Origin of the sequence: Silvimonas amylolytica (assembly GCF_014645555.1) — a bacterium.
Lineage (GTDB): Bacteria > Pseudomonadota > Gammaproteobacteria > Burkholderiales > Chitinibacteraceae > Silvimonas > Silvimonas amylolytica.
Window position 1 is genome coordinate 145,027 of sequence record NZ_BMLY01000007.1, and the last position, 25,567, is coordinate 170,593.

General features: G+C 58.1%; 27 protein-coding genes. 13 read left to right on the forward strand and 14 right to left on the reverse strand.

Annotated elements, in window-relative coordinates; all coding sequences use genetic code 11:
* Nucleotides 1-3: 3 nt before the first annotated feature.
* The gene (locus tag IEX44_RS17920) at nucleotides 4-1,917 is read right to left on the reverse strand and encodes a lytic transglycosylase domain-containing protein (RefSeq protein WP_188697295.1); all 1,914 of its coding nucleotides are present in this window, start codon (nucleotides 1,915-1,917) and stop codon (nucleotides 4-6) included.
* Between the two features lie 161 nt (nucleotides 1,918-2,078).
* The gene (locus IEX44_RS17925) at nucleotides 2,079-3,170 is read right to left on the reverse strand and encodes a YeiH family protein (RefSeq protein WP_188697299.1); all 1,092 of its coding nucleotides are present in this window, start codon (nucleotides 3,168-3,170) and stop codon (nucleotides 2,079-2,081) included.
* 97 nt (nucleotides 3,171-3,267) lie between these two features.
* Between IEX44_RS17925 and IEX44_RS17930 the strand changes: the two genes are divergently transcribed.
* The 7 genes from IEX44_RS17930 to IEX44_RS17960 all read left to right on the forward strand — a co-directional run bounded on the left by IEX44_RS17930 (nucleotide 3,268) and on the right by IEX44_RS17960 (nucleotide 9,778).
* Nucleotides 3,268-4,170 (forward strand): LysR family transcriptional regulator, encoded by a 903-nt coding sequence (locus IEX44_RS17930; RefSeq protein ID WP_229679279.1) that lies wholly within the window; start codon nucleotides 3,268-3,270, stop codon nucleotides 4,168-4,170.
* Between the two features lie 76 nt (nucleotides 4,171-4,246).
* Complete coding sequence (glyQ, locus tag IEX44_RS17935; protein ID WP_188697301.1) at nucleotides 4,247-5,140, forward strand: glycine--tRNA ligase subunit alpha; 894 nt, start codon at nucleotides 4,247-4,249, stop codon at nucleotides 5,138-5,140.
* Nucleotides 5,141-5,154: 14 nt separating this feature from the next.
* Nucleotides 5,155-5,643, forward strand: coding sequence for a surface-adhesin E family protein (locus IEX44_RS17940; RefSeq protein WP_188697304.1), 489 nt, complete (start codon nucleotides 5,155-5,157; stop codon nucleotides 5,641-5,643).
* A gap of 6 nt (nucleotides 5,644-5,649) precedes the next feature.
* Nucleotides 5,650-7,713 (forward strand): glycine--tRNA ligase subunit beta, encoded by a 2,064-nt coding sequence (gene glyS, locus IEX44_RS17945; RefSeq protein WP_188697306.1) that lies wholly within the window; start codon nucleotides 5,650-5,652, stop codon nucleotides 7,711-7,713.
* Nucleotides 7,714-7,737: 24 nt separating this feature from the next.
* Complete coding sequence (gene gmhB / locus IEX44_RS17950) at nucleotides 7,738-8,292, forward strand: D-glycero-beta-D-manno-heptose 1,7-bisphosphate 7-phosphatase (protein ID WP_229679281.1); 555 nt, start codon at nucleotides 7,738-7,740, stop codon at nucleotides 8,290-8,292.
* Between the two features lie 60 nt (nucleotides 8,293-8,352).
* Nucleotides 8,353-9,099 (forward strand): lysophospholipid acyltransferase family protein, encoded by a 747-nt coding sequence (locus tag IEX44_RS17955; RefSeq protein WP_188697309.1) that lies wholly within the window; start codon nucleotides 8,353-8,355, stop codon nucleotides 9,097-9,099.
* Nucleotides 9,080-9,778: a M48 family metallopeptidase gene (locus IEX44_RS17960; RefSeq protein WP_188697312.1), complete on the forward strand. Its 699-nt coding sequence runs from the start codon at nucleotides 9,080-9,082 to the stop codon at nucleotides 9,776-9,778. The genes IEX44_RS17955 and IEX44_RS17960 overlap by 20 nt, the downstream gene beginning before the upstream one ends.
* Before the next feature lie 60 nt (nucleotides 9,779-9,838).
* On the opposite strand, the gene IEX44_RS17965 is transcribed toward IEX44_RS17960, so the two are convergent.
* The 12 genes from IEX44_RS17965 to IEX44_RS18020 all read right to left on the reverse strand — a co-directional run bounded on the left by IEX44_RS17965 (nucleotide 9,839) and on the right by IEX44_RS18020 (nucleotide 21,184).
* Complete coding sequence (locus tag IEX44_RS17965; RefSeq protein ID WP_229679283.1) at nucleotides 9,839-10,465, reverse strand: type II secretion system protein; 627 nt, start codon at nucleotides 10,463-10,465, stop codon at nucleotides 9,839-9,841.
* An 81-nt stretch (nucleotides 10,466-10,546) separates the two neighbouring features.
* The gene (locus IEX44_RS17970) at nucleotides 10,547-11,239 is read right to left on the reverse strand and encodes a prepilin-type N-terminal cleavage/methylation domain-containing protein (protein WP_188697319.1); all 693 of its coding nucleotides are present in this window, start codon (nucleotides 11,237-11,239) and stop codon (nucleotides 10,547-10,549) included.
* Nucleotides 11,208-12,644, reverse strand: coding sequence for a hypothetical protein (locus IEX44_RS17975; RefSeq protein WP_188697322.1), 1,437 nt, complete (start codon nucleotides 12,642-12,644; stop codon nucleotides 11,208-11,210). The genes IEX44_RS17970 and IEX44_RS17975 overlap by 32 nt, the downstream gene beginning before the upstream one ends.
* Nucleotides 12,644-12,898: a hypothetical protein gene (locus tag IEX44_RS17980; RefSeq protein ID WP_188697325.1), complete on the reverse strand. Its 255-nt coding sequence runs from the start codon at nucleotides 12,896-12,898 to the stop codon at nucleotides 12,644-12,646. Before IEX44_RS17980 ends, IEX44_RS17975 begins: the two co-directional genes overlap by 1 nt.
* Nucleotides 12,895-13,425 (reverse strand): hypothetical protein, encoded by a 531-nt coding sequence (locus tag IEX44_RS17985; RefSeq protein ID WP_188697329.1) that lies wholly within the window; start codon nucleotides 13,423-13,425, stop codon nucleotides 12,895-12,897. Before IEX44_RS17985 ends, IEX44_RS17980 begins: the two co-directional genes overlap by 4 nt.
* Nucleotides 13,422-14,699, reverse strand: a complete 1,278-nt coding sequence (locus IEX44_RS17990) for a hypothetical protein (protein ID WP_188697333.1) — start codon at nucleotides 14,697-14,699, stop codon at nucleotides 13,422-13,424. The genes IEX44_RS17985 and IEX44_RS17990 overlap by 4 nt, the downstream gene beginning before the upstream one ends.
* The gene (locus tag IEX44_RS17995; RefSeq protein WP_188697336.1) at nucleotides 14,696-15,883 is read right to left on the reverse strand and encodes a type II secretion system F family protein; all 1,188 of its coding nucleotides are present in this window, start codon (nucleotides 15,881-15,883) and stop codon (nucleotides 14,696-14,698) included. The genes IEX44_RS17990 and IEX44_RS17995 overlap by 4 nt, the downstream gene beginning before the upstream one ends.
* 5 nt (nucleotides 15,884-15,888) lie before the next feature.
* Nucleotides 15,889-17,538, reverse strand: a complete 1,650-nt coding sequence (locus tag IEX44_RS18000) for a GspE/PulE family protein (RefSeq protein WP_188697339.1) — start codon at nucleotides 17,536-17,538, stop codon at nucleotides 15,889-15,891.
* A complete protein-coding gene (locus IEX44_RS18005) occupies nucleotides 17,535-17,744 on the reverse strand; it encodes a hypothetical protein (protein ID WP_188697341.1) in 210 nt (69 codons plus the stop codon). The genes IEX44_RS18000 and IEX44_RS18005 overlap by 4 nt, the downstream gene beginning before the upstream one ends.
* Complete coding sequence (locus tag IEX44_RS18010; RefSeq protein WP_188697344.1) at nucleotides 17,741-19,462, reverse strand: secretin GspD/PilQ domain-containing protein; 1,722 nt, start codon at nucleotides 19,460-19,462, stop codon at nucleotides 17,741-17,743. Before IEX44_RS18010 ends, IEX44_RS18005 begins: the two co-directional genes overlap by 4 nt.
* 290 nt (nucleotides 19,463-19,752) lie before the next feature.
* Complete coding sequence (locus tag IEX44_RS18015) at nucleotides 19,753-20,280, reverse strand: DUF8737 domain-containing protein (protein WP_188697347.1); 528 nt, start codon at nucleotides 20,278-20,280, stop codon at nucleotides 19,753-19,755.
* Between the two features lie 67 nt (nucleotides 20,281-20,347).
* On the reverse strand, nucleotides 20,348-21,184 hold the full coding sequence (locus tag IEX44_RS18020) for a DUF8737 domain-containing protein (protein ID WP_188697350.1): 837 nt from the start codon (nucleotides 21,182-21,184) through the stop codon (nucleotides 20,348-20,350).
* A gap of 139 nt (nucleotides 21,185-21,323) precedes the next feature.
* Here IEX44_RS18020 and IEX44_RS18025 point away from each other — a divergent pair, with 139 nt between their 5' ends.
* From IEX44_RS18025 to IEX44_RS18050, 6 genes are all read left to right on the forward strand, one after another.
* Nucleotides 21,324-22,247, forward strand: a complete 924-nt coding sequence (locus IEX44_RS18025) for a LysR family transcriptional regulator (RefSeq protein ID WP_188697354.1) — start codon at nucleotides 21,324-21,326, stop codon at nucleotides 22,245-22,247.
* A gap of 325 nt (nucleotides 22,248-22,572) precedes the next feature.
* Complete coding sequence (locus tag IEX44_RS18030) at nucleotides 22,573-23,382, forward strand: ABC transporter ATP-binding protein (RefSeq protein ID WP_188697357.1); 810 nt, start codon at nucleotides 22,573-22,575, stop codon at nucleotides 23,380-23,382.
* Nucleotides 23,375-24,181 (forward strand): lipid asymmetry maintenance ABC transporter permease subunit MlaE, encoded by an 807-nt coding sequence (gene mlaE, locus IEX44_RS18035; protein WP_188697360.1) that lies wholly within the window; start codon nucleotides 23,375-23,377, stop codon nucleotides 24,179-24,181. Before IEX44_RS18030 ends, mlaE begins: the two co-directional genes overlap by 8 nt.
* Nucleotides 24,181-24,666, forward strand: coding sequence for an outer membrane lipid asymmetry maintenance protein MlaD (gene mlaD / locus IEX44_RS18040; protein WP_188697365.1), 486 nt, complete (start codon nucleotides 24,181-24,183; stop codon nucleotides 24,664-24,666). The genes mlaE and mlaD overlap by 1 nt, the downstream gene beginning before the upstream one ends.
* Nucleotides 24,666-25,286 carry an MlaC/ttg2D family ABC transporter substrate-binding protein gene (locus tag IEX44_RS18045; RefSeq protein ID WP_188697367.1) on the forward strand — a complete coding sequence of 207 codons (621 nt, stop codon included), beginning with the start codon at nucleotides 24,666-24,668 and terminating at the stop codon, nucleotides 25,284-25,286. Before mlaD ends, IEX44_RS18045 begins: the two co-directional genes overlap by 1 nt.
* Complete coding sequence (locus IEX44_RS18050; RefSeq protein WP_188697370.1) at nucleotides 25,283-25,552, forward strand: STAS domain-containing protein; 270 nt, start codon at nucleotides 25,283-25,285, stop codon at nucleotides 25,550-25,552. Before IEX44_RS18045 ends, IEX44_RS18050 begins: the two co-directional genes overlap by 4 nt.
* Nucleotides 25,553-25,567: the final 15 nt, after the last annotated feature.

The following is a 25,567-nucleotide window of genomic DNA, read 5'->3' on the forward strand; positions in this document are numbered from 1 at the left end:
CGATCAAGGGGCGTCAATGTTCTCCGCGTCCGCATTCTTGCCTGGCACCGGGGTCAAACGCTGATGAAACGGTGTGGTCTCGCCAAAAGATGCGCCATACAACTGCGCATTGGTCATCACCTTTTTCACGTAGTCGCGGGTTTCTTCAAACGGGATGGTTTCAATATAGACAAGCGGGTCAAGCTGACGATTATCATCCTGCCAGGCTTTGGCACGGCCAGGGCCGGCGTTGTAACCCGCAGTCGCCAGAATGGTCTGCCCACCCAGACGATCCAGAATGTATTTGAGGTAATACGCGCCGTAGCTGACGTTCACGTCCGGGTCAGTCAGTGAGGAAAGATCGATCTTCTTTTGCCCATTCTTGCGGCCCACCCATTGCGCCGTCGTTGGCATCAGTTGCATGAGGCCGGTTGCACCAGCGCCAGAGCGGATATCAGCAACAAAGCGGCTTTCCTGACGGATCAAACCGTAGACCCAGGCAGGGTCCAGCCCCTGACTACGCGCCTCGCGCTCGACCTGACTGCGATAGGGAGTGGGGTAACGCAGACCCAGCGGCGCTAGCGTGCGGGCGCGTTCGGCGGAGTAGATTGAACGATCATAGATTTTGTTGCGTTCGGCCAGTACTGCCGCCGCAACCAGTTCTTGATCAGAAAGTCCCCGCATTGCCCAGTTCCACTCGCGCACGCCTTCCACGCGCCAGTTCTGGTCATAGAGCGCCAGCGCGCGGATCACACCGGGTTTAGCGGCAATATTGCGTACATCCTGATCCACCGGGACGTAGCTCTCTGGTGCGGCAGCCAGCGCAGGGCCGGACTCTTCACGCGCCAGCAATGCATAGAAATCATCACCTGCCGACAATTGCAACAAGATGGGCGCAGCTTCAGTCGCCCGATTCGCGCGCTTGAGCGCCTGGGCATACCAATATCGCCATGCGTTTTCGTTGGCTTGTTCGGTCGGCATGGCCGCAATACGATCGAGCACGGCATTCATGTCGCCAGCTCGTAGTGCAGCGCGTACCGACCAGGCCCGGCCATCTGCATCCAGCCCTTCTACGCCGCCTTTGGTAAACCAGCCACTCGCCAGCGGGTGCTGCTTTTTGGCGGCGATTTCTGCAATTTGCTGCCAGGCATAACGGCGATCATTCTCGCTCAGCCTGGTCTTGAGCGATTCAATCATGTCTGCCGCTGCGTCCGGATCAGTCCGGGCGGACTTCTGAATGATGAACAGAGCGGTCTCGCGGCCGGCACGGCGGCTGAAATCCAGTCGCCCCAACACCTTGGCAGCCTGGTTGGCATTACCGGCCTGACCCAGCGCACGTACGGTCAGTTCTGGCGGAAACCCGACGCGCGGGGCCAGTTGCGCTGCAAAATCGGTCCGGCTGGCCGAGAGCGCCATGCGGATTCGCGTCCAGGCATCTTCCTGATTGAGCTGGCCCGCAGCAAACAAGGCCTCGAATACCGGCGCGCAGCTTTCCGGCTGGCCTTTCTCGGTAAACCATAAACCGCGCAAGCGCGAGACATCGGCACTGCCCTGGACCACAAAACGCGCCTGGGCATTCAAACATTGCAGATCGACCGATGGCGAGTCGAGCTTGCTGTAATCCTCCAGGTAATGTGTCCAGTCCTGGCGCCGAGCCAGTTCCTTGAGCCAATCCTGACGCAAACGGTCGGCCAGCGGCGAACCCTCGTAGCGAGCCAGGAAAGCATCCACATCTTCAGGCGCGACCGTGGTGATCTGCGTCGTTAACAGGTAGTACCGCGGATACATTTCCAGCGGATCGCCCTGCGCACTGTCCGCAATACGCGTCAGTGCAGGGATATCGCGGCTGCGCGCGGCCTCACGCAAGGCAGAGAGATCAATCCGGGCGTGGGCGGCCACACTGGCCACCACAAGGCATGCAAAGAGGGGAAATTTCATGAAACCGGTAACTCAAGGGCGTTGATTGGCGCGGGTACGCGGGCGGTACGCCGGTGTTTTGCCCAAGCATAGGGCAAGCCAGACCTTGTGTCACAGGTCATTTTTGTGTCAGCAGGTACGGCGTTGGCTGATAGCGCTCACGCCGTACCTGCGCGTTCCGGTCAAATGTGCAACAGGGTACGCACAGCCACATTAATGACTGCACCGCCGGCAATCAGCCACCCAAACAGCACCGTCGCCAGCAGCAACGGTTTGACCCCGGCAGCGCGGATGGCCGTGATGCGGGTATCGAGCCCGAGCGCCGCCATTGCCATGGCCAGCAGCAGGGTATCGATCTGCAGCAAAGCATTCACCACCGGTTGCGGCATCCAGCCCAAAGAATGCACGCCCGCCATGACAATGAATAACACGGCAAACCACGGAATGGTGATCCCGCCACGTTGCCCGTCATGCTGCGCCTGTGGAGCACGGGCCATCCACCAGGACACAATGATCAGGAACGGGGCCAGCATCATGACGCGGATCATCTTGGCGATCACTGCGGTATCAGCCGTGGCCGTGCTGACCTGGCTGGCAGCTGCCACCACTTGCGCTACTTCATGAATGGTTGAACCGGTGTAGATACCGAATGCCTGAGGCGAAACCGCCCAGCCCAAGTGGTGCACCATTGGGTACAACGCCGGGTAGACAAACATGGCCAGCGTGCCGAATACCACCACCGTCGACACCGCGATGGTAACGGTTGAGGGCTTGGCACGCAGTACAGGCTCCGTCGCCAGGACAGCCGCTGCGCCGCAAATGGCACTGCCTGAGCCGATCAACAACGCGGTTTGCTTGTCCAGCTTGAGCCAGCGGGTGCCCACTTGATAGGCAATGAATAGCGTACTGGTGAGTACCAGCGCATCAATCAGGATGGCAGAAATGCCCACGGCACCAATTTGCTGAAATGTGAGGCGAAATCCATAAAGAATGATGCCCAGCCGCAGGAGCTTTTGCTTGGAGAACCCAACGCCTGCGCCTGCAGTATCGCCCATGGCCGGATAAACCGTGTTGCCTAATACCATGCCACCCACAATGGCCAGCGTGAGTGCGGATAATCCCGTGCTTGATAACGTCGGCAATCCCGCCAGCCACATGGCGACGACCGCCAGGGCCAGCGTGAGCGCCAGCCCCGGCACAAATCTAACCCAACCCGCCGTTACGCCTGTTACACCGGCAGATCCGAGAGATGATCTTTTTTCAATGTTTTCCATGACTTGCCTCAGCGCTTCCTGATCGACAACGCCATGATATTGTTTTTGGTTATATATTAATAACCAATAGTTCAGCTGAAACCCATCGGAAAAACAGATGATCAAACTCACCTTGCGCGAGCTGGAGATTTTTCTTGCGACCGCGCGCGCTGGCGGTGTGACAGCGGCAGCGGATCAGATCGGGTTATCCCAGTCAGCAGCGAGCAGCGCATTGGGCGAACTGGAACGCCGGCTAGGCGTGCAACTATTTGACCGGGTCGGACGCCGACTGGAGCTCAACGAACACGGTCGCTGGCTACTACCGCAAGCGGAGGCGTTGCTGGCTCAGGCCAGAGAAATCGAAACGCGCTTTAATACCGATGCGCCGGCGAGATTGCGGTTGTATGCCAGCTCCACCATCGGCAATCGCGTCATGCCTGAACTGATTGCGGGTTTTTTGCAGCAGGCGCCGACCAACAGGATTGAGCTCGCGATTGGTAATACTGCCGATGCCGTCGTGGCGGTCGCGGCTTTTGAGGCAGACATGGGTTTGATCGAAGGCATTTGCGACGACGCGCGCATTCTGGCCGAACCCTGGTTGCGTGATGAACTGGTCGTGGTGGCCGCACCCGGTCACCCGCTTGCCAACATCATCGCGCCCCCCAGGCAACTGGTGGCAGAGCGCTGGCTGCTACGCGAGCCCGGTTCCGGGACGCGTGAGGTATTGTCCGCCGCACTGGCACCGTTGGCGGGCAGCCTGGAAGTGGCCCTGGAATTGGGGAGCAGCGAAGCAATCAAGGGCGCAGTGCGTGCGGGCCTTGGGGTGGCATGCCTGTCAAGACGCACTGTGGCCGGTGAACTTGAGCGCGGCGATCTGTGCGCAATTGCCACGCCAGCGCTCAATCTGACACGGCATTTTTACCTGATCCGGGCGCGGGACAAGATTCCCACACAAGGCATGCTGCGCTTTCGCGCCTGGTGCATGGCACGCCTTGCTGACGAAGCCGCCGCACCAACATAGCCGAACAGGCCCAAATGCAAGTAGAATCAGCGGGTTTAGAGTGACACAACGCCCGCTGCGGCCGAGAAAACAACGAATGCTGACCTTCCAGGAAATCCTGCTTACGCTGCAAACCTACTGGGCGCGCCAGGGCTGCGCCCTGTTGCAACCCTATGATATGGAAATGGGTGCGGGTACCTCGCACACTGCCACCTTCCTGCGCGCCATTGGCCCGGAACCGTGGAATGCCGCTTATGTACAACCATCGCGCCGTCCCAAGGATGGCCGCTACGGTGAGAACCCCAACCGCCTGCAACACTACTATCAGTTCCAGGTTGTTCTGAAGCCATCGCCGGACAACATCCAGGATCTTTACCTGGGTTCGCTGCGCGAATTGGGTATTGACCCAACCGTACATGACATCCGTTTTGTGGAAGACGACTGGGAAAACCCGACGCTGGGCGCCTGGGGCATGGGTTGGGAAGTCTGGCTGAACGGTATGGAAGTCACACAGTTCACCTACTTCCAGCAAGTGGGCGGACTGGATTGCAAACCGGTGCTGGGTGAAATCACCTACGGGACCGAACGCCTCGCCATGTATCTGCAAGGCGTGGAAAACGTCTACGACCTGATCTGGACCCGTTATCCGGATGGTCAGGTCGTGACCTATGGCGACATCTATCATCAGAACGAAGTCGAGCAGTCGACCTACAACTTCGAGTACTCCAACGTCGAGTTACTGCTGAGCCTTTTCAATAGCTTTGAGGCTGAAGCCGGCAAGCTGCTGGAAGCCGGTCTGGCGTTGCCAGGGTACGAGATGATCCTGAAAGCCGCGCACTGCTTTAACCTGCTTGACGCGCGCGGTGCGATCTCGGTGACTGAACGTGCCGCCTATATCGGCCGTATCCGCACGCTGGCGCGACTTGTGGCGCAAGCGTATTACGACTCGCGTGAGGCACTGGGTTTCCCTATGTGCAAAACGCAGGCCTGATCCAGGAAGACGCCATGCGTCGCTACGCCGCCCTCCTTCTCATCGCCCTTGCTGTGACTGCTTGCGGCAAGTTTGACGATGGCACCCACGGCCCACAGCCGGTGCCCAGGGAAGGCGACTGGCGCTCGTATGGCGACATGGCCGATTTTGAAGTGCTGGCTGATATCAAATCCATTGGCCATCACGAACGGGATGCAGACACCAACTACACCTATGTGTGGATGTTGCAGCACTTCAAAAACAATCAGGTCGACGGAACGTCCAAAGGCGTTTATCGCAAGAAATACATGCGCCAGGCCATTGACTGCCCGAGCGGGCGCATGGCCGGCGTTGCCGTAGAGCTACGCTCGGAAGATGACGAAATCGTCGCCCGTTATGACGTGCCCGGCTACCAATGGGAATTTGAAACGCCCGCCCCCGATACCTATGGTTCGGATTTCGTGAAGCAGGTCTGCCAGATCATGAAACACGAAGACGACCAAGCCAAAAATACGAACGAGTAAACAACGATGTCGCAAACCCTGCTGATCGAACTTTTTACTGAAGAACTGCCGCCCAAGGCGTTGCCCCGTCTGGGCGCCTCGTTTGCCCAGACATTGTTTGATGAACTCGCCCGCCTGGGTTTCGTGGGCAAAGACGTCGAGTTCCATCCGTTTGCCAGCCCGCGCCGTCTTGCGGTATCGATCCCTGGCGTGCTGGCCGTGCAGCCAGATCAAGCGGTCGAGAAAAAGGGTCCGGCCGTCGCGGCCGGTTTCAAAGATGGCCAGCCGACTCCCGCCCTCGCTGGGTTCGCCCGTTCGTGCGGTGTGACACCTGACCAGCTGGAAAAAGGCCACGATGGCAAGCAGGATGTGTTCGTGTTCCGCACGACCAAAACCGGCGAGCCGCTGGCTAACGTGTTGTCCGGCCTCGTTGAACTGGCACTCAAGAAACTGCCCGCACCCAAAATGATGCGCTGGGGTAGTCGTGATGGTCAGTTTATCCGCCCGATCCACGGCCTGATCGCCCTGCATGGCACAGACGTCATCCCGACCAAGGCACTGCACCTGGATGCCGGCCGCGTCACCCGCGGTCACCGTTTTCTGTCCCAGGCGGATGAAATCAGCCTGGCGAACGCTGACACCTACGCACGCACGCTGTTTGAAGAAGGCAAAGTGGTCGCCAGTTTTGCAGCGCGTCGTCATTTGATTGAAGACCGCCTGACCCACGCGGCCCACGCCATTGATGCCACCATTGCGCCTTCAGACGGTCTGCTGGACGAAGTCACCGCGCTGGTTGAATGGCCGGTGGTCTACACAGGCGAATTCAGCGCAGACTTCCTCAAAGTACCGCAAGAATGCTTGATTTTGTCCATGCAGCAGCATCAAAAGTACTTCCCGCTGCTGGATGCCAACGGCAAGCTGCTGCCAAAGTTCCTTGTCGTCTCAAACCTGGAAACCGCCGACCCGTCACACATCATTCATGGCAACGAGCGCGTATTGCGCGCGCGCCTGTCTGATGCCCGCTTCTTCTTCGAGCAAGACCAGAAGATCAAGCTGGAAGGTCGCGTCGGCAAGCTGCGCCAGGTGGTGTATCACAACAAGATCGGCACGCAATACGAGCGTGTTGAACGCCTCTCCCGCCTGGCAGGGGAGTTTGCCGCAGCATTAGGCGCGGATCGCAAACTGGCGGAACGCGCTGCGTTCCTGGCCAAGGCTGATCTCGTGTCGGACATGGTGGGTGAGTTCCCGGAGCTTCAAGGGATCATGGGCATGCACTATGCCCGCATTGATGGCGAAGACGAGCAAGTCGCCCGCGCGATTGAAGGGCATTATCATCCGCGTTTCGCTGGCGACACCTTGCCAGAAGGGCCCATTGCCCTGTCTGTCGCGCTGGCTGACAAGCTGGAGTCCATCGTCGGCATTTATGGTATCGGCCTGATCCCGACTGGCGACAAAGACCCGTTCGGTCTGCGTCGTGCGGCATTGGGGGTACTGCGCATGCTGTTGGGCCAACCGCTCAATCTCAAATCTTTGCTGGTCGCGACTGCTGCCACCTTCCCCGCCGGCGTGATTAGCCACGATGCGGCTGACGGTGTGTTTGATTTCATGCAAGAACGCCTGCGCAATTACCTGGCTGCGGACTACCCGACGGCTGATATTGATGCCGTACTGGCATTGAAGCTCACTCGTCTGGATGACGTGCAAAAGCGCCTGGATGCCGTTGCGCAATTCAAAGCACTGCCCGAATCCACAGCCCTGGCTGCCGCCAACAAGCGCATTCGCAATATCCTGAAGAAAGTGGAAGGCGAAATTCCGGCGCTGAACCCGGCGCTGTTCGTCGAACCTGCTGAAACCGCGCTGCATAACGCTGCACAAACTGTCACAGGCCCGGTGAACAATGCACTGGTGGCACAGGACTTCACCGGCGCGCTCAAACAACTGGCCGCCCTCAAAGCACCGGTTGATGCCTTCTTTGATGGCGTCATGGTGATGGCGGATGACCTGGCTGTGCGTAACAACCGTCTTGCCTTGCTGGCAGGACTGGCTGAACTGATGAATCGCGTGGCAGAACTGTCGCTGCTGGCTGAATAACCCTCGGGTGACGCGGAAACGATCATGCCTCACATGCAACTCAAACTGCTGATTCTGGATCGTGACGGCGTCATCAACGAGGATGACCCTGGCTATATCAAATCGCCGGAAGAGTGGATTCCCATTCCCGGCAGCCTTGAAGCCATGGGTGAGCTGACGCGCGCGGGTTGGTCGCTGGTCGTAGCCACCAATCAGTCTGGCGTAGCACGCGGCTACTACACCGTCGAAACGCTGAACCGTATTCATGCCCGCATGTACAAGGCAGTGAATGAAGCGGGCGGCCATATCGACGCCGTTTTTTTCTGCCCACACGGACCGGAAGACCACTGTGGTTGCCGCAAACCGCTACCCGGCATGATTCTGGATATTGTCCGGCGCTATAACATCCAGCCCGCTGACTGCATCATGGTTGGCGATAGCCAGCGCGATCTGGACTGTATTGTTGCCGCTGGTGGACGCGCCATCCTGGTGCGCACCGGCAATGGCACAAAAACCGAAGCCGCGGATAAATTGCCGGTGGGGACACTGGTCTTCAACGATCTGGCCGCTGTGGCGCGCCATTTGCTTGCTGGTAACTGAACCTTCAGCTGTTTGCTACCTCTGGCCCTGAATAACGATAAGCAAGGAAGTCTCCCTGTCATGGTGTTGTTGCGCTCCATTATTTATTGGCTGGTGTTCTGTGTTGTAACGCCAATCTACGCGGTGATCTGTTTTCTGATTCTGCCGCTGCCCAAGTACACCCGGGTGAAGATCATTTCGGGCTGGTGCCATATCCTGGTCTGGTGCCTGAAAGTGATTTGCGGGCTGCGCTATCGTATTGTCGGGATGGAGAACATCCCCAAAGGCCCGGCCATGATCATGTGCAAACACCAGTCCGCCTGGGAAACCATGGGTCTGCAACTGGTGTTCCCACCGGCCGTGTTCGTGGTCAAGCGCGAACTATTCATGATTCCGGTGTTTGGTTGGGGTCTGCGTGCCGCTGCGCCGATTGCGATCGATCGCTCCAATCGTGGCGAAGCTCAGCGCTTGCTGATGGAACAAGGCCGTGATCGTGTCGACCATGGGTTGTGGATTTCCATCTTCCCGGAAGGTACGCGCATTGCACCAGGGCAACGCGGCAAGTACAAACATGGCGGTGCCCGTCTGGCCTCCAGCCTGGATATTCCGGTGGTGCCGGTGGCGGTGAATGCGGGCGAATTCTGGCCGCGTAATTCCTTTTTGAAATACCCGGGCGAACTGACCATGTCGATCGGTCCGGTCATTCAAACCGCTGGCCGGGTACCGGAAGAAGTCACTGTAGAAGTGGAAAACTGGATCGAAACTGAACAGGCCCGCATCCAGGGTGCGGGGCCGTGCTTTCCGAAAAATGGGCACGCTCAAGCTTGAATTTGCCAACGGCGAGGTGCTGGAGTACCAGCTAACCCGCAGCGCCCGCCGCCGCTCTATTGGCCTGAAAATTGACCACAGTGGATTGACGCTGATCATCCCTGCTCGCGCGACAATCGCCGATGCCGAACGTGCCATCCATGCCAAGATCACCTGGATACGTAGCCATCTGGCGCGACTGAAAAATACCCCGCCGGCCGCGCCAAAGCAGTTACAGAATGGCTCGGCGGTCCAATGGCTGGGCCAGCCCTGTTTGATCACCGCTCCTGCACCGCGCAGCAAGGTGACCGACAATGTCCTGGCTCTGGCCAGCAAGCTTGAAACGCCCGAAGCCATTCGGGACGCCTTCATCCGCTTCAGCCGCGCCACCGCCCGCATCTATTTCAGCCAGCGCGCTGCTCACTTTGCACCGCACATGCAGGTGAACCCGCGTCGTATTCTGCTCACCAGTGCCAGTACCCGTTGGGGCTCTTGCACCGCGGCAGGCGACGTGCGCATTCACTGGCGGTTAATGCAGGCCCCACCCGCCGTCATTGACTACGTGATCGTGCACGAACTGGCACACCTGAAAGAAATGAACCACTCTCCCCGTTTCTGGGCAGAAGTGGAAAAAATCATTCCCGACTGGAAGCGCCACCGACAGTGGCTTCGCCAATACGGCGCGGCATTGCATGGGTGAACGCCTTACCAACAACAAAGCCGACTCAGCGGGCAGCCTTGTTGTTGGTAAGAGCATCGTTCAAGGCAAGATGCGGACCGCCAACGATGCCGCAGGCCGCGCGGTCCAACAGTCATCGCCCGTCTTGTAGGTCGCGTCGCTGCGAATATGACCTGTTGTGGGGTCTCCATCATCAAATTGCTGATCGAGCGCACACACGTAGCGCCCATCCACCGCATCGCTCCCTAACGCACCTGCGACCAGCCAGGTGGTATCCGCATCGGTACCCCCTACCCCTTTCTGACCTGCTGCCACGACCCATTTCCCGCCAGTAGGCAATTGCTGGTCTTTAGCGGCAAGCATGCCAGTCTGGTTAACCAGCTGATTCCAGAAAGCACCTGCCTCTGCGGCGCTGCTGATCAACCCATCCTTGGGATTGCCGATGTCGCCAGCGCATTCACCAGGTTTGGCTGTCTCGCTGGTACAACCGTCGCCCGGCCACGATTGATAGCGTTCGTAATACACCTGCATGGCGGTCTGAATCTTGCTCGTATTCGCGTAAAGACTTTTGACGCGCGCGCCGTCAATCAGATCTCGCCCCTTGAACGCCATACCCAGCAACAGACCAATAATGATCAGTACCGTGGCCATTTCGACCAATGTGAAGCCAGCTTGTCGGTGCATACGCAAATTGCCTGGGATTGCCATGTGCATTTCCTCGTCATAAAAATTGAAGGTCAATGCAGGCTGTTTTCGTGCGGTGTGGACAACTTGTTATTGTGTTCAATATCACGGCAGTCGCCCGGCTTCGAGCGCGGCAGCAATCAACTGTGGGGAACCGAGCCAGACCGTGAGATCGTCATAAGCCTCTTCTGGCGGTTGGAGAATCTGAGTTTTGCTGATGAACACCGGGCTATCGCTTGTATTGATGGCTTCATCACCATGACCGCCAGACTCTAGCGGGCCGGGCCCGTGGGCACCGTGAGAGACAATCACTGCCGCCGCAATATGGGTCAGATCATCATCACTACCACCACTACTGCGAATTTCCAGATCGCCTTGAGTCAGCAAATGGAACACCATGCCGGCAGCCAGCAACGGCTGGTCTTGCTTGCGGGTGTTGGGCTGTGCAAACGCTTCGCTCACGCGATAGGTATACGGGCGTCCCCAACTGTCGTTGCGCGGCAGGCCCAGCGTCGCCCAGGGTAAATAGCCTTGCAGGTGTGCGCAGCGGCCATCCGTGTCCCGTTCTTCCAGCCCTTTGCTATTGGGGCCGGTGCTGGCAGCACAGGGTAAGCGGCCATTTCGCAACATGTGCCCAACGAGTGCCTGCCTGGCAACCTGCAAGCCCATTTGCGCGGCACGAATCCGGTCTGCTTCCTGCGAGAGCCTGATCGCGTTCAGCGCACCACCCAGCAGCAATCCGAGCACGGTCAAAACCACGGTCAGTTCAATGAGTGAGAAGCCATTGCTGCGTTTCAAGCCCATTGTCCTGTCCAGGTAAAACCAGTCGGTATAGACGGTCATTACTGTTTTGATCGGGTACGGCCAGTAGTGCATCGGGCGCATCCCCCGAGTGCCAGCCGCGCTGATTGATTGCCGGGTCAGACTGACCAGTACGAGGATCCACAAACCCGACAACCGGGTCCAGGTATTGGGCAAGATCCGCTTTATCGCCCGCTGTGAAGCGGACCTGCCCGGACTGCGAACTACCTGCGCTGATGATCACCGCAGCAGCCGACCGCAGACCATCAGCGTCAGCAAGTTGCAGTCGCTCTGCGCAACCTGAAACCGGCCCGGGCAAGAGAGGCGAGCTAACGCTGTAATAGAAAAACTGCTCCCAGCGATTGCGGTACATCCATTTGAACCGATCAATCTGGCTGGCGCCCACCGCGCTGGATAACTCATTGACCAACCAGATCGACTTCGGCAAACGACCACGGCACACCGTAGCATCCGGCTCGCAGCCCAGGGTATTGGTTTTAGGCTGGGCCGAGGCGACCTCCGTGCAGTGTTCGTCATCAAACCGGGCCGGATAGGGCAAGCGTCCTTTGCCTTTGTATTGCTGCCACCAGGTCAGCAAGCGTTGATAGTCTCCTGCCGCACGAGCGCTGACGGCTTGCATCAGTTCATTGCGCCGGATCACCGTAATCTGGTCATTTACTATGAGTGCACCTTTCCCGTCGCGCACCGGGCCGGAGACAAACAGCCCTTTCGCCAGATCGGTGTTGTTGAACACCCGCCCATCCAGCGTGGCTTTTTCCAGATAGTTGGATGACAGAAGCCTATCCGCGGCAGTTGACCGTTTCTGCCCGGCCAGCGCGCCCCCCGGTGCCATGATGACGATGACGGCCGGATTGCCATCGCTGGTTAACCAGCTTCCGCCATCTGCCATGCGTCCCTGGAACCAGGCTGATGCAGGCGTGTAATCCGGATTCAGGATGGCGCTATTACTGTCTTCAAATCCTTCCACCACGGCCATCCACAAACGCTCGCCACTGCCGTCAATAAAGAGCGGCTGTTGCATCGACTTATGCGGAATACGACCAATCCGGAGCGCAACTTTTTTGCAGGTACCTGTGCTGTCTCCCTGGTACCCAGCCTGAGCGCCATCAGGCGCATGGGTATCGGGACAAGGGAATGCCCCTGGCCGGGCCAGATTGGCAGATCCACTGCCACCCAGCCCGCCGTTTTGCACAGCCCAGTTCAGCAATGCGATTCGCGCTTCACCCAGTGCTTGCCGGGTAATTTCCTGCCGACGCTGATCAGGGTCCAGCGTCCCAAGCAGACCCCGGATTTGCCACAAGAGCACTGTGCAGAGCATCGTCATGACCAGCAGCGCCATCATGCCCCGTTGTTGTTGCATGGAATAAACGCGATGCCTCATCACTGGTCCCGCCAGGTGTCACCAACCCGTTTGCCAGCCGGGATTCGCGCCGCCGTCGACGCTGCATCAACCCAGTTGCGTACCCGGCCATCTACCACGGTCTGACCGCTGAATACGTGCTGGATCGCATACACCGGCGATGCGGCTGCGACCGGATGGCGCTCCGCATCCGAAAAAAACAGCGTACCCCAACTTCCCGCCAGGACCGGAGCAGCCAAAGCCAATAACAAGCAGGCAACACGCACGCACCTCATGGCGATGCCTTTGTGCTCAGGCCACTGATGGTGACGCTGCATGCCATTGAGATACCGTTGTTCTCTCGCTGATAGCTGCACCGCTGAACATCCAGCAGACCGGGTAACCCGGCCAACTTTGCCCAACCGTGTTCCAGCGCTTCTTCATGGCGAGCCCAGGCCACGAAATCCAGCAAAAATTCACTTCTATACAGGCCGTTTACCCCAGCAGCTTTCGCACCCGATCTGATCTCCGCGTGCGTAATTTTAAAATCTGCATCAAGCCCGTGACCTGCCAAAGCCGTCCAGTCTTTACTGCGGAGTCCTTGCAGGGATTGCTTTTGTGCCCATACCGCAAGTTGCTGATGCGCCAGCGGGCTGAGCGGAGGCCATCCCGCGTTGCGCTGTTCGAGTTGTTGCTGATAAACCAGCCAGCCTTCCAGCCGGCCCTGCGTCTGCATGTAGCCCCATGTCGCGCTGGTGGCCAACGTCAGTGCACTCAGCGTTGCTGCAATACCATTTCGCCAAACGTCAAATGGCCTGATCATGGTTGGGCCGCGGATGATGAGAATCGCATATCCCAACGCCATAGAGCGGGCGGTGAGGCAGCGCCCGGTGCACCGGCAAGGTAATCCACCTCGACGTCGGGGAGTGCCTTCCGCAGACTGATCAGCGCGGAGGATTCATCCTGTGCCGGATCAGTGCGGATGGTCAGTGTCAGTTCATCGATCGGCCCTGACTGCCACGTCAGCGTTTCAACACGAGCTGGCTCCAGTTGTGTCAGCAGGTGACTGAGCCGGCGCAACTGATCAAGCATGCGCGGAACAGACTCGCCCTTGTGATCAAGAAGCTGTAATGCTGCGTTGTCTAGCGCCGGGAATATGGCGGTACCGGTTTGCCTGTCCTGCCGGGAGGCCAGCGCGCTCGCCTGATCTGTCATTTGTACAGACAGATAGAACAGCGTGGCGCTATAGGGCAGCGCCAATAACATGCACAGCGCACCCGCCAACCAACTGTAGCGGGCCTGCCTTTGCCTAAGCTGCCGCTTTTGCAGTGTCCCGTTTAGCCACAATCTTCTCTGCGACAGTTTTGCCGGGGCGAGCTGCAAAGGATGAGCAGGAATTCGCGTCACGACCGGGGCAAGCTGAAGCGTCGGCCAGCGTTCACACAGCAACGTACGCAGCGTCGAATCCGCTATGTCGCAGGAAGGATCTACGCAGAGTTCGACCTCGCCCGGACCGGGCCACAAGCCAGCTTCTTGCATATGTTCACACGTAGCCAGCAGGGCTACGTCTTGCTGTTTGTCGTCCTGACACAAGCGGGTAAACAGCACCTCGTTCGCATCAGCGAGCACATGGCGAATGCCGCCATTCAGCCCCACAGCGAGGATCAAGCGTCGCGTGTTGGGGCAATCACGCTCACGCGCCAGCAAGTCACTATAAAAACATACAGCGTGCAACTCTGTTCCAGTCTCAGTCGCTTGCATCAGAGCCGCCTCAAGTGCCGTGCTCCCGTCCGTAATAGCCAGACTATGCAAAAGTGCCTGCCCGATAGAGGCATTCAACCGTACCTGGCCGCAGAACCAGCCCGGAAACTGCTGTTGTAGTTGCCCACGCGACCACGGCTGAAGTTCACTGCGCTGAAGAGCAGGCTGACTGACCAACAGACATTCCTCTGAAGGCAAATCCAGTACCAGCCAGAGTGCGCCCCTTGGTATCTGGATCGAGGTCGGCGAAGCACTTTGCGAGTGCCAATAGCTACCCTTCCAGACATACAAGGCGTGTTGTTGGGCGCCGACCAGCAACAGGTATTTTGCGGTCATCGCATGCGGCCCAGATTGTCAAACACCGGGCCGAGCACCGCGAGCATGATCCACGCCAGCAAACCACCCAAGACCAGGGTCAATATCGGCTCAATCAAGGTTTGCACGCGCTGTGCGCGGTCTTCGACTTCACGCTGATAATAGCGGGCGGCCTGGCGCAGGGTTTCGCCCAGCCGCCCGGTCGCCTCTCCTGTCCGTAGCATCGCCATCAACAAAGGCGGCACCATATCGAGACTGGCAAAGGCTTGCGATAACGTTGCACCGGCCTCCACCCGCGGACGTACCTGTTTGAATGCAACGGCCAGGCCGGGTCTGCTGAGCGTCTGGCAGGCAATGTCCAGCGCTTGCAGCAGGGGGACGCCAGCGTCATACAACATGGCCAGATGGCGGGCGTACTGACTCAGGGCGGCATGTCGCAATATCAGACCCACAACGGGCAAGTGCAATAGCGTGCGATCAAGTTGCAAGGCAAACACGGAGGAGTACCTCATGGTGAACAACACCATCGCCGCCAGGCCAGATAAACCCAGAGCCACCCAGATACCAAAGCGCACTAGCCCGTCGCTCACGGCAAGCAAAACAGACGTGGACCAGGGCAGAGTGCCGCCAGCATCTGTCACAAATTCACGCACTTGCGGCACCACACTAGTGAGCAGAAACACCGTGGCCACCAACATCACCGCCCCCGCAAAGGCTGGGTAATACAAGGCTTTACGCGTGCGGCGGCCCATGTCGTCCCGCCACAGGAAGCTATCTTTCAGGTCTTGCAATACCTCAACCAGCCGCCCACTGGTTTCGCCGGCCTGCACGCCACAAACCATGAGTGCGCCAAAACACCGGGGATTGCTCTGCAAAGCGGCAGAAAATGACGCTCCGCGACGAATCCGCATGAGCACATCCGGCAGCGCATCAGTGAGTGACCCCGCTGGCAGCGCCTCCACCAGAAGTTCCAGCGCCTCCAGTAAAGGGATTCCGGCGGCCAGCAGTTGCGCAAGGTGAAAACAAAAATCAGCCCGGGCACGCCAGCCGGCCTCTTTGCGTCTGGAGGCCCTCACAGGTCGGGCACGCAGCAACGTGAGCGCCTGGAAGGCTAGTTCGGTCTGCAATTGGGCCTGCGATTCGGTATGCATTTCACCATGCAGGCGTTTGCCTTCAATGGTCATGGCGAGGTAGCGATAACGCATGGCTTTTACCTGGCTTGATCAGCAAAGTCGATCACACGCCGAGCCTCGGCCAGATCGGTGATTCCTGCGGTCACATATCCGGCGACCTCGTCCTGCAGCGAGCGATAACCCATCCGCCGGGCCTGCTCCAGCGCGTTGCTTCGCTGGGCGGGCTGCAAGAACAAATCTACGAGTTCGGGTGTCAGCAGTAGTTGTTCCATCACCGCAACACGCCCACGATAGCCACGCTGATCGCAACGCGGGCATCCGGTGGCGGAATAACCGTGAGGCTGCCCGGCCGATGCAGCGAAATCTGCATCTGTGTCTGGCTGACGGCAATGCGCGCAGAGTTTGCGGATCAGGCGCTGGGCAATCACACCCAGTACGTTGTCTGCCAGTAAAGCCGTGCTGACGCCCAGATCCTGCAAACGCGGTAATGCGCCGATGGCGGAATTGGTATGCAACGTCGCGAAGACCAGGTGGCCTGTCATGGCGGCGCGCAGTGCGGCCTGGGCCGTCGCGGTGTCCCGGATTTCGCCGATGAGGATGATGTCCGGGTCTTGCCGTAACAAGGCGCGTACGCCCTCAGCAAAGCCAGTTTGACCACTATCTCCCGCTGAACTTTGCCGAACGCCTGCCAGCTTGTATTCCACCGGATCTTCCAGCGTCATGATGTTGACGCTGCTGTTGTTGAGGTGCGCAAGGATGGAATACAGCGTGGAGGTTTTGCCAGATCCAGTCGGCCCCGTCAGCAAGATCAAACCAGCGGGCCGCCGGATCAGCTCACGTAATGACTGCAAGGCATGCCCCTGCAAACCCAGGTCTTCCAGTTGCAGCAATGTCCGGTTGCGCTCCAGTAGTCGAAGCACCAGATTTTCCCCATGCACCACAGGCAAGCTGGCTACACGAATATCAAGTTGCCGAGTGCCGTCATCCAGACTAAATCGTCCGTCCTGGGGCAGCCGGGTTTCGGTGATGTCCATTCCGGCCAGACCTTTGAGGCGAACCAGCATCGGGCTCCAGTACCGGATATGCAGAATCCGTATGGGCACCATCACCCCATCAACCCGATAACGGATACGAACAAATGCGGCTTCTGGCTCGAAATGAATATCTGAAGCGCGCCAATGCGCAGCGTGATCCAGCATTTGCTGGACCAGGTTAGCCACTGGATTGGCACCTGCGCCAGAACCTGCGTCTATCGCGACCAATAAAGGCTCGATCTCGAGTCGCCGTGGATAGCTCTCGTTCAACCAGCACTGCAACACAGACTGAGTAACGTGGCACACCCGCAAGGCAGATACACCCGACAACCGCCACCGCAAGCGATCACGCGCGACGAAGGGCATCGGCGTTGAAACGGCAATCAGCAACACGTTGTCGCTTGCCTGCCACCGCACCGGACAAAACTGCAACTCACGAGCGAGCTTCTCCGGAACCTGCACAATGGCAGCTTCATCGGGCTCGAACTGGGTCGGAGCAGGTTCTACATCATTGCCAAACCCAGCAATCGCGTTGGCCAGGCGGGCTTCATCCAGCAAACCGAGCGCCACCAGTTGAGGCCCGAGAGCAAGCCCCGTGTGGCGTTGTTCGGCTGTCGCGACTGCAAGCCCGTCCTGATCGATCAGACCGCAATCCACCAGCATATCCGCCATCGCTTGCTGTTGCGGGTTCATGGGCGATCCCTGGCAGCTGACGCAACGGCTGCAGCACCCGATGCACCGTGGCTTTTCAACCATGCCGGGTAGGCCGCACTCAGCCGGGCCGTATCCGGGGTCGCGGATAAAACAGGCGCCAGAGGCGGCAAAGGCCAGAAAAGCCGTGCGGCAATGGCCAACAGTGACAACAGGCATGCCAGGAACAGCGTGACTTTCTGTTTCATGGCTGCACCCTTGGTGCATTCACACTGCCACTCTGCCAGGCAGACAAATCGCTCCCTACTGCCGGATCAAAAAAGTGGTTATCCGGTATGTGTACACCACTATCGGCCAGCATTTCAGAGCGATTGTCGAGCACACGTGGACGCAGAAAGATCACCAACTCTACGCGTCTGGCTGTGTCGTCCCGATAACTGAACAGATCACCTAGCCCAGGAATGCGCGACAAACCAGGGATACCGGTGCGGCCGTCATTGCGTACGTCCTGAATCAACCCGCCCAGAATGGCCAATTGTCCGGAGGGCACGTGCAGCGTGGCGTCGAATTCGCGTATCTGCAGTATCGGTACCTGGCTGACCACCGGTTTGGCCGCATCGCGCGAAAGCAGTGCCACCGCCGGGTCATCCACCCAACTGCGAATGTTGGTGATGGTGGGACGCACATTCAGGGCGATCTCTCCCGCGCCGGAAATCTGCGTGAGCACCTGCAAGACCAGTCCAACCGGGACCGTATGCAATTTGCTTTCATAGCGACGCTTCGTAATCTGCCCGTCGCTGTTTTGCTCTTCCGTTTGCTCAAGGGTGAAGTAAACCTGCTCATCCACCACTTTCATCACGGCCGGTTGATTATTGAGCGCAACAATCTTGGGGCTGGAAAGCACTCGCGTCCGGCCGAACTGTTCAAGCAATTTCACGGTGAAATTAAAGCTTTGACTGCTGTACCCGACCAGGGCGAGTGGCGGGTCTACCAGACTGGCACCCAAGGTTTGCTGTGCCAGTTGCCAACCTTTGTCCGTGGCGGTTAACCAGCCCCAGTCAATACCGGCCTGGTAGCGATCAGAAAGCAATACCTCGACAATAGTCGCCTCGATCAGCACTTGACGGGCAGCACTGCTTTCCAGCGCGTGCAGGTATTCCGCTACCTGTTTATGGTCTGCCGCTTTGGCAAAAACCGACACCACGCCTGTTTCAGGATGAACGAGCACCAGGTTACCCACGTCGGGACGACTTGGGACACCGGCAACCGGTGGCGATTCAGTTCGCCCCTTGCTGGCGTCGGCCAGATTCTTCTCAATGCGGGACAAGCGTTCAGCTGCTTCCAGCCCGATCTGTCCGCGTACTGCGGTGTCCGCTGCCGCTGCAGCCAGCATGCCTGGTGTCATTACTGCAGCACGATCCGGGCCCGCAAGCACGTTGACCTGCAGCATGGTTTTCAGTTGGGTTTCCAGTCGTACCCAGAATGCATTATCTGATGTGGTCTGAACGTCCGTGGTGGAGCTATTGATGTTGTGGTCGGTGGCGGTATCAGTGACTCCCGCGCTACGCCCAACTGAATTGGCCAGGCTTACCGAGGCCTTCACGCTGCGAGACAAATTAAAATAGTCGACGTGATAGGTACGCCAGATTTGCTGATCCGGCATGACGGTCAACACGCCGTCGTTCATGAACCAGTACAAGGGTACCTGATGAGAAATCCGCTCCAGGATTTGTGGGAGCGTCTGGTCATGGGCATTCAATGACACCTCGCCGGTCAACTGCGGTGACACATCAAGGTTGATTCTGGCGTCACGCGCGAGCGTGAACAGCAACGAAGTCACCGGCAACTTGTAGGCCACGACTGAATAGACGTGGGATTTGGGCACAACCGCCAGCGCCGGCTCACTGCTGACCTCCTGGGCGGGGCGCCACGGTGGCAACGACCCGGTCACGTGGCCAGAAGGCATCGCGACCGGATTGCCCGGACTGACACAGCCCGCCAACAACAGAAGCGAGGTTATATAAAACGCGGATCTTGCCGTTTTGCGCATTCAATGATCTGGCTTGTGGGCCAGGCCGGCGATGAAAGTGGCGGAACACTACTCGCTGGCAAAACATCCTGATTTGATACTGGTTAATACCGACAATTCACAGAATTCAAGCCCTCCACGTCGGTTCGATGCCTCGGCAAGCGCGGAGTACTGTGTGTTATCTGTGTTTCTCGCGAGCCAGAAACACCTGACCAGAGCACGCTTGATCAGGTGTACTGGACATGATTTTGCTGCCCCGCTGTACGCGGCGCCCGCCTTGTGCGCATCAGCAAATAAAACGCGGTGACATGGGTAATAACCAGCAAGGGCACGTAAAGCACAGGGACCACATACATGGCCCCGAGCTGCCCGGCATGCTGCGGAATACCGGCCACCATCGCGTGGTAGTAGGCAAACAGGATATCCACCAGGCCTACCAGATTAAATGCGACGGCCAATAACCAGAACAGCGGCCGTTTTCTTGCCATGAGCAATGCCAAAGTGGCCAGCAGGCCGGTCATCAGATCGCCATACGCCGTTGCTACGGCGAAACTGGCCGGGAGATCAGCGCTCACCACGCCTGGCAACATGAAAGCCAGGCCGAAAAACCGGAAACTGTGCAGGGTCGCAATGGCGCGATGCGCTTCGAACGGTGCCATCGACCGGAGTCGAGGCCATACGTAGGTGAAAAAGCAAACCAGCCACACCAGGTAGCCCAGCACCAGGTGCAAGCGAAAGAGCGTTTCGGGTGACATATTTCCTCCTGCACGGCATGCCCGTGTCTGAATCAAAAACGATCGGTTGAGAACGTGAATGTGGCGGTTACCTGGTGCGCCGCCGGGACAACTGACGCAAAGAGAGTGCATGTAACAAGATTGAACCTGGCACCACAAAAGCCGGTGTCAGCACGTAGGGATACAGGCCGGCGTTAAGACTCGGCATCTCTGGCGTGATCAACTGAAAACGCCCAGGTGCTGTGATCAGCCCCAAGATCACGGCGATTGCAAAATCAGTCAGGCCAAACAAATTCCAGGTCACAGCCACTTTGCGTCCCCTGGCTGTTCCCGTTGCCACAATCATGGCTGCCGGGATAGCGAACAGGCCAGTCAGCACATCTCCCGTTCCCGCCGGCAACGCATCCACGCTGGCCATCGTGCCATGCAACCATGCGGCAATGGCCCACCCACCAAATACGCGATAGAACTGCAGGGCAACGAGCCATTCTGCCGGCATGGCATCAAGCACTTGTCCCACGCGCCGGGATAGCAACAACAGTGGCAGGCCAATGATCACCGGCACAAAGATGGCCAGGGGCAGAAACGGCAACGGTGGTGGCACATGATTCAGGCGAAAGACGCCATGAATGGCAGCGCTCCAGATGATGGCAAACCACAACGCATGTGGAATCAAGATCAAAAGCCAGGTGGTTCGACGCTGGGAAGAGGTCAGTTCAGTGCGTTCGAGAGCCAGCCACAAGCCGAGCGCAATCAACAGTTGCGTCACACACTGATGCGCAGTGGTCTGGAACCCACTGGACGGAATAATTGGCTGCCAGTAGTTCACGCCCACCCACAGCAGCGTGAGTGGCGTGAGGTACAGCAAGCTACGCCAGGCCTGCCAGGAGGGAGCAATGACGGCAGCAACAGAGGAAGAATTCATCAGTGGCGCTCCAGATCAACGATGGGTTCCAGGCGTGACAAGGCGGGTCGCACGAAGGCCAGAACACATGCCATCGGCATACACGATAGGTGTAACATCGTTTCGCACAAGCGACTATTCACCACAATGTTGACGGGCTATGAAGCAGAACTTCACAGTCAGGCAGGGTGCCCTTGATGGCGTAGAAGCATTCCTGAGCGTAGCGAGGCATCGCAACTTTCGAAAAGCCGCAGCCGAGCTTGGGGTCACCCCTTCTGCCATCAGTCAAGCGGTGCGTTTGCTGGAAGCGCGCATTGGCGCGGCGCTATTCATACGTACCACACGCAGCGTGGGGCTCACGGAAGCTGGTGAACGTTTTCTTTCACGCGCCAAGCCCGCGTTCGAAGAGCTTGTGGCCGCCCGTGAAGTCGCGCGTGACCTGGGCCAGCGCCCTACGGGCTTACTGCGCCTTTCTGTGCCCCGCGCCATCGTTCCGCTCCTGCTGGAACCGCTGCTGGCATCGTTCCACGAGGCTTATCCTGAGGTCGAAGTAGAGATTTCCGTCAGCAAAGAAGTGGTCGATCTCGCTGCAGAAGGGTTTGATGCGGGCATCCGGATGGGACAACTCATTGATGCCGATATGGTGGCAGTGCCATTGACGCCGCCATTTCGCCTTGTGGTTGTAGGCAGCCCGGCATATTTCGCCCGACATCCCCCTCCCCGAGAAACGGGTGACCTGCGCCAGCACGCTTGCTTGCGCTGGCGTCGATCCAGCGGAGCGATCGCCCCCTGGTCGTTTCAGAGCATGGACCAAACGACAGAGATCGTCGTGGCAGGACCTCTGATCGCCAGCGACTTTCCGACCATGCTGGGTGCGGCAATAGAAGGCATCGGGCTGGCCCAGCTACCTGAACCGATGGTCGCAGATGCGATCACAACCGGCCGACTCATTCAGGTACTGGACCCGGTCGCTCCCACGTTGCCGGGTGTGTTTCTTTGTTATCCCGGTCGGCACCAGGTCATGCCCAAGCTCCGGGCATTTATAGATCACGTGAAAGATCAGCGGACACGGGAAGCAAAGTAATTCCAGGCCCGGTTCGCCCACGTGGCACCACAGAAAATGAAGTAAAACTACGCAAAATGTGAATTTTGCCGTTTTTGTCCATTCACCGAACCCGTGTATTGATGACGCCATCAGGAAAAGCTGCAAAACCTGACCCTTTGTCAGGAATATGTAGCCCAAATCTGATTTACACCGAAAATTTACCGCAATCTGGCTGTCCTCTCTCTGTCGATCCATGCAGGACCAGGACATATAGCCGCCCATGACATCTTCATAGGGCTGGCGGCAAAGCGGCTTTCAACCTAAAATAGACAGCCTTTGTACTCATCAGTCTAACCAGGCCCGCATGACATCCCCGCTTGTTCAGCTCGACCGGGTTCGCTTTGGCTATTCCGACCGCGACATTCTCACAGATGTATCGCTGACGATCGCGCGCGGCCAGATGGTAGCGATCATGGGTGGATCAGGCTCTGGCAAAACGACGTTGTTGCGATTGATTGGCGGCCAGGTGAGGGCCCAGTCCGGCACCGTGCAGGTGGATGGCGAAGACGTCGGCAAGCTCTCCGAGAGCCGCATGTACGCCATGCGCCGCAAACTGGGGATGCTGTTCCAGTTCGGTGCCCTGTTCACCGATCTTTCGGTCTACGACAACGTGGCCTTTCCGCTGCGTGAAAGAACCAATCTACCCGAGACCGTCGTTCGCGATCTGGTTCTGATGAAGCTGCAGGCTGTGGGTTTGCGCGGTGCCAGTAACCTGATGCCATTTGAATTGTCCGGCGGCATGGCTCGCCGTGTGGCGCTGGCACGGGCGATTGCGCTGGACCCGATGCTGATGATGTATGACGAGCCCTTTACCGGGCTTGATCCGATTTCCCTTTCTACCATTGGCCAATTGGTGCGCGAACTGAACGACGCACTCGGCGCAGCCTCGATCATCGTCACGCATGATGTCGCAGAGTCGCTGGCACTGGTGGATTATGTGTATTTCCTCTCTGGAGGCCGTGTGGTCGGCCAGGGTACGCCGGACGAAATCCGCGCTTCGACCGAGCCATTCATTAAACAGTTCATCAATGGTGAACGCGACGGCCCGTTGCCGTTCCATAAGCCGGCGCCCGACTATGCGCTTGATCTGGGACTGGAGCAGCCCCATGACTGATCGTACTGGCAACTTCTTTGTCCGGTTTTTCTCGGCCATCGGTGAGCCGTTTACCAACGCGTTCATCAAGACCGGTTTTGCCGGCCGCTTCTTGCTTTCGGTGCTGCGTCATTCGCCAACAGCGCTGACGCGCTTTCGATTGACGATGCGCGAGATCTGGTTCGCGGGCGTGCTGTCCGTGCTGATCATCGTGGTGTCCGGCTTGTTTGTTGGCATGGTGCTGGCTTTGCAAGGCTATGACACGCTCAGCCGATTTGGCGCGTCATCTGCACTGGGTGTCCTCGTGGCTTTGTCATTGGTCCGTGAACTCGGTCCTGTGGTGGGTGCCCTGTTATTTGCGAGCCGCGCCGGGTCTGCCATTACGGCGGAAATCGGCCTGATGAAGGCAACGGAACAATTGTCCGCCATGGAAATGATGGCAGTGAACCCGATAGCCCGTGTCGTCGTACCCAAGTTCTGGGGCGGCGTGATTTCGATGCCTTTGCTGGCAGCCATGTTCAGTGCCATGGGCATCATCGGCGGCTATCTGATTGGTGTGCAGTTGCTGGGACTTGATTCCGGCATCTTCTGGTCGCAAATGCAAAGTTCGGTGGATCTGCGTTTTGATGTTATGAACGGCGTGATCAAGAGCATTGCATTCGGTATCGCGGTGTCGCTGATCGCGGTGTTTGAAGGGTATGACGCACCACCGACTGCTGAAGGCGTGTCGGGCGCGACCACCCGCACCGTGGTGATTTCGGCTTTGGTTATTCTTGGTCTGGATGTGATCCTGACCGCATTCATGTTCCGGGGAATCTGATGAAACGAGGCATGCTCGACTTCTGGGTCGGTCTGTTTATTGCCGCTGGGGTGGTCGCCATTCTGTTCCTGGCTTTGCGCGTAAGCAGCCAGAGTGCTCTACCTGCGCGTTCCACGTACAACGTGACAGCCAATTTCGACAACATTGGCGGCCTGAAAGTGCGCGCCCCCGTTAAAAGTGCCGGGGTGGTCGTGGGCCGGGTCACAAACATCGAGCTCGATACCTCCCGTTACGTGGCCAAGGTAACGATGGCGCTGGATAATCACTATCATTTCAGTCGTGATTCTTCAGCAGAAATTCTGACGTCCGGCCTTCTGGGTGAGCAATATATCGGCATCACTCCTGGCGCTGACGACAAAATGCTGACCGCAGGCAGCACCTTCAAACTGACCTCGTCAGCCATTGTGCTTGAACAATTGATCAGTCGTTTCCTGTTCTCCAAAGCGGAAGACAGTGGCGATAAAACAAACGCAGGAAATCAATAATGACCGTGCTGAAAAAATGGCTGGTGGCCTTGTGTGCCGCCGCACTGCTCCCCGCTGCTTTTGCTGCAGCAACCGACACGCCTGAACAAATCGTGCGCAACGTCAGCCGTGACGTCCTTGATATCCTCAAGAAGAGCGACAAAAACCCGGCATCCGTCCGTGATCAGGTTGACGCCAAGCTGGTGCCACTGGCTGACTTTAACCGTATGACCGCACTGGCTGTGGGCCGCTACTGGAAGAGTGCAACACCGGATCAACAAGCTGCGCTGACCAAAGAATTCCGGACCATGCTGGTTCGCACTTATCTTTCTGCGCTGACTATCTACAAGAACTCTTCGGTCGACGTGAAAGGCTCGCGTCCGGGTGATACGCCAGACGAGCAAACCGTGCAAACTGAAGTGAATCTGCCAGGCCAGAAACCGATCGGTCTCGATTTCAACTTCGAAAAAGCAGATAACGGCTGGAAGGTGTACGACATTTCGGTCGAAGGCATCAGCTTCATCAATAGCCACCGTAATCAGTTTGGCACGGTAATCCGCAAAGACGGTATTGATGGCCTGATCCAGCAATTGAGCGCCCAGAACGCGAACGCGACCAAGAGCGGCACCGCGGCAAAATGAGTACCTATATCGTCACAGGCAACCTCACGATGCTCACTGCCAGCGCTCAGCTGGCGGCGTTTTCGTGGCCTGCGGGCGCAAGCGAAATGATGCTCGATCTGACCCAGGTAGCCGAAGTGGATTCGGCCGCAGTGTCCGTGTTGTTGCACTGGCAGCGCATGGCCCAAGCCCGCAAGGGCCGGCTGACGATCAAAAACATGCCCGTTTCGCTAGCCGAACTGATACGGCTCTATGACGTGCAATCCTTGCTACCCGTCAGTGCCTGACCGGTTTTGGCTCAA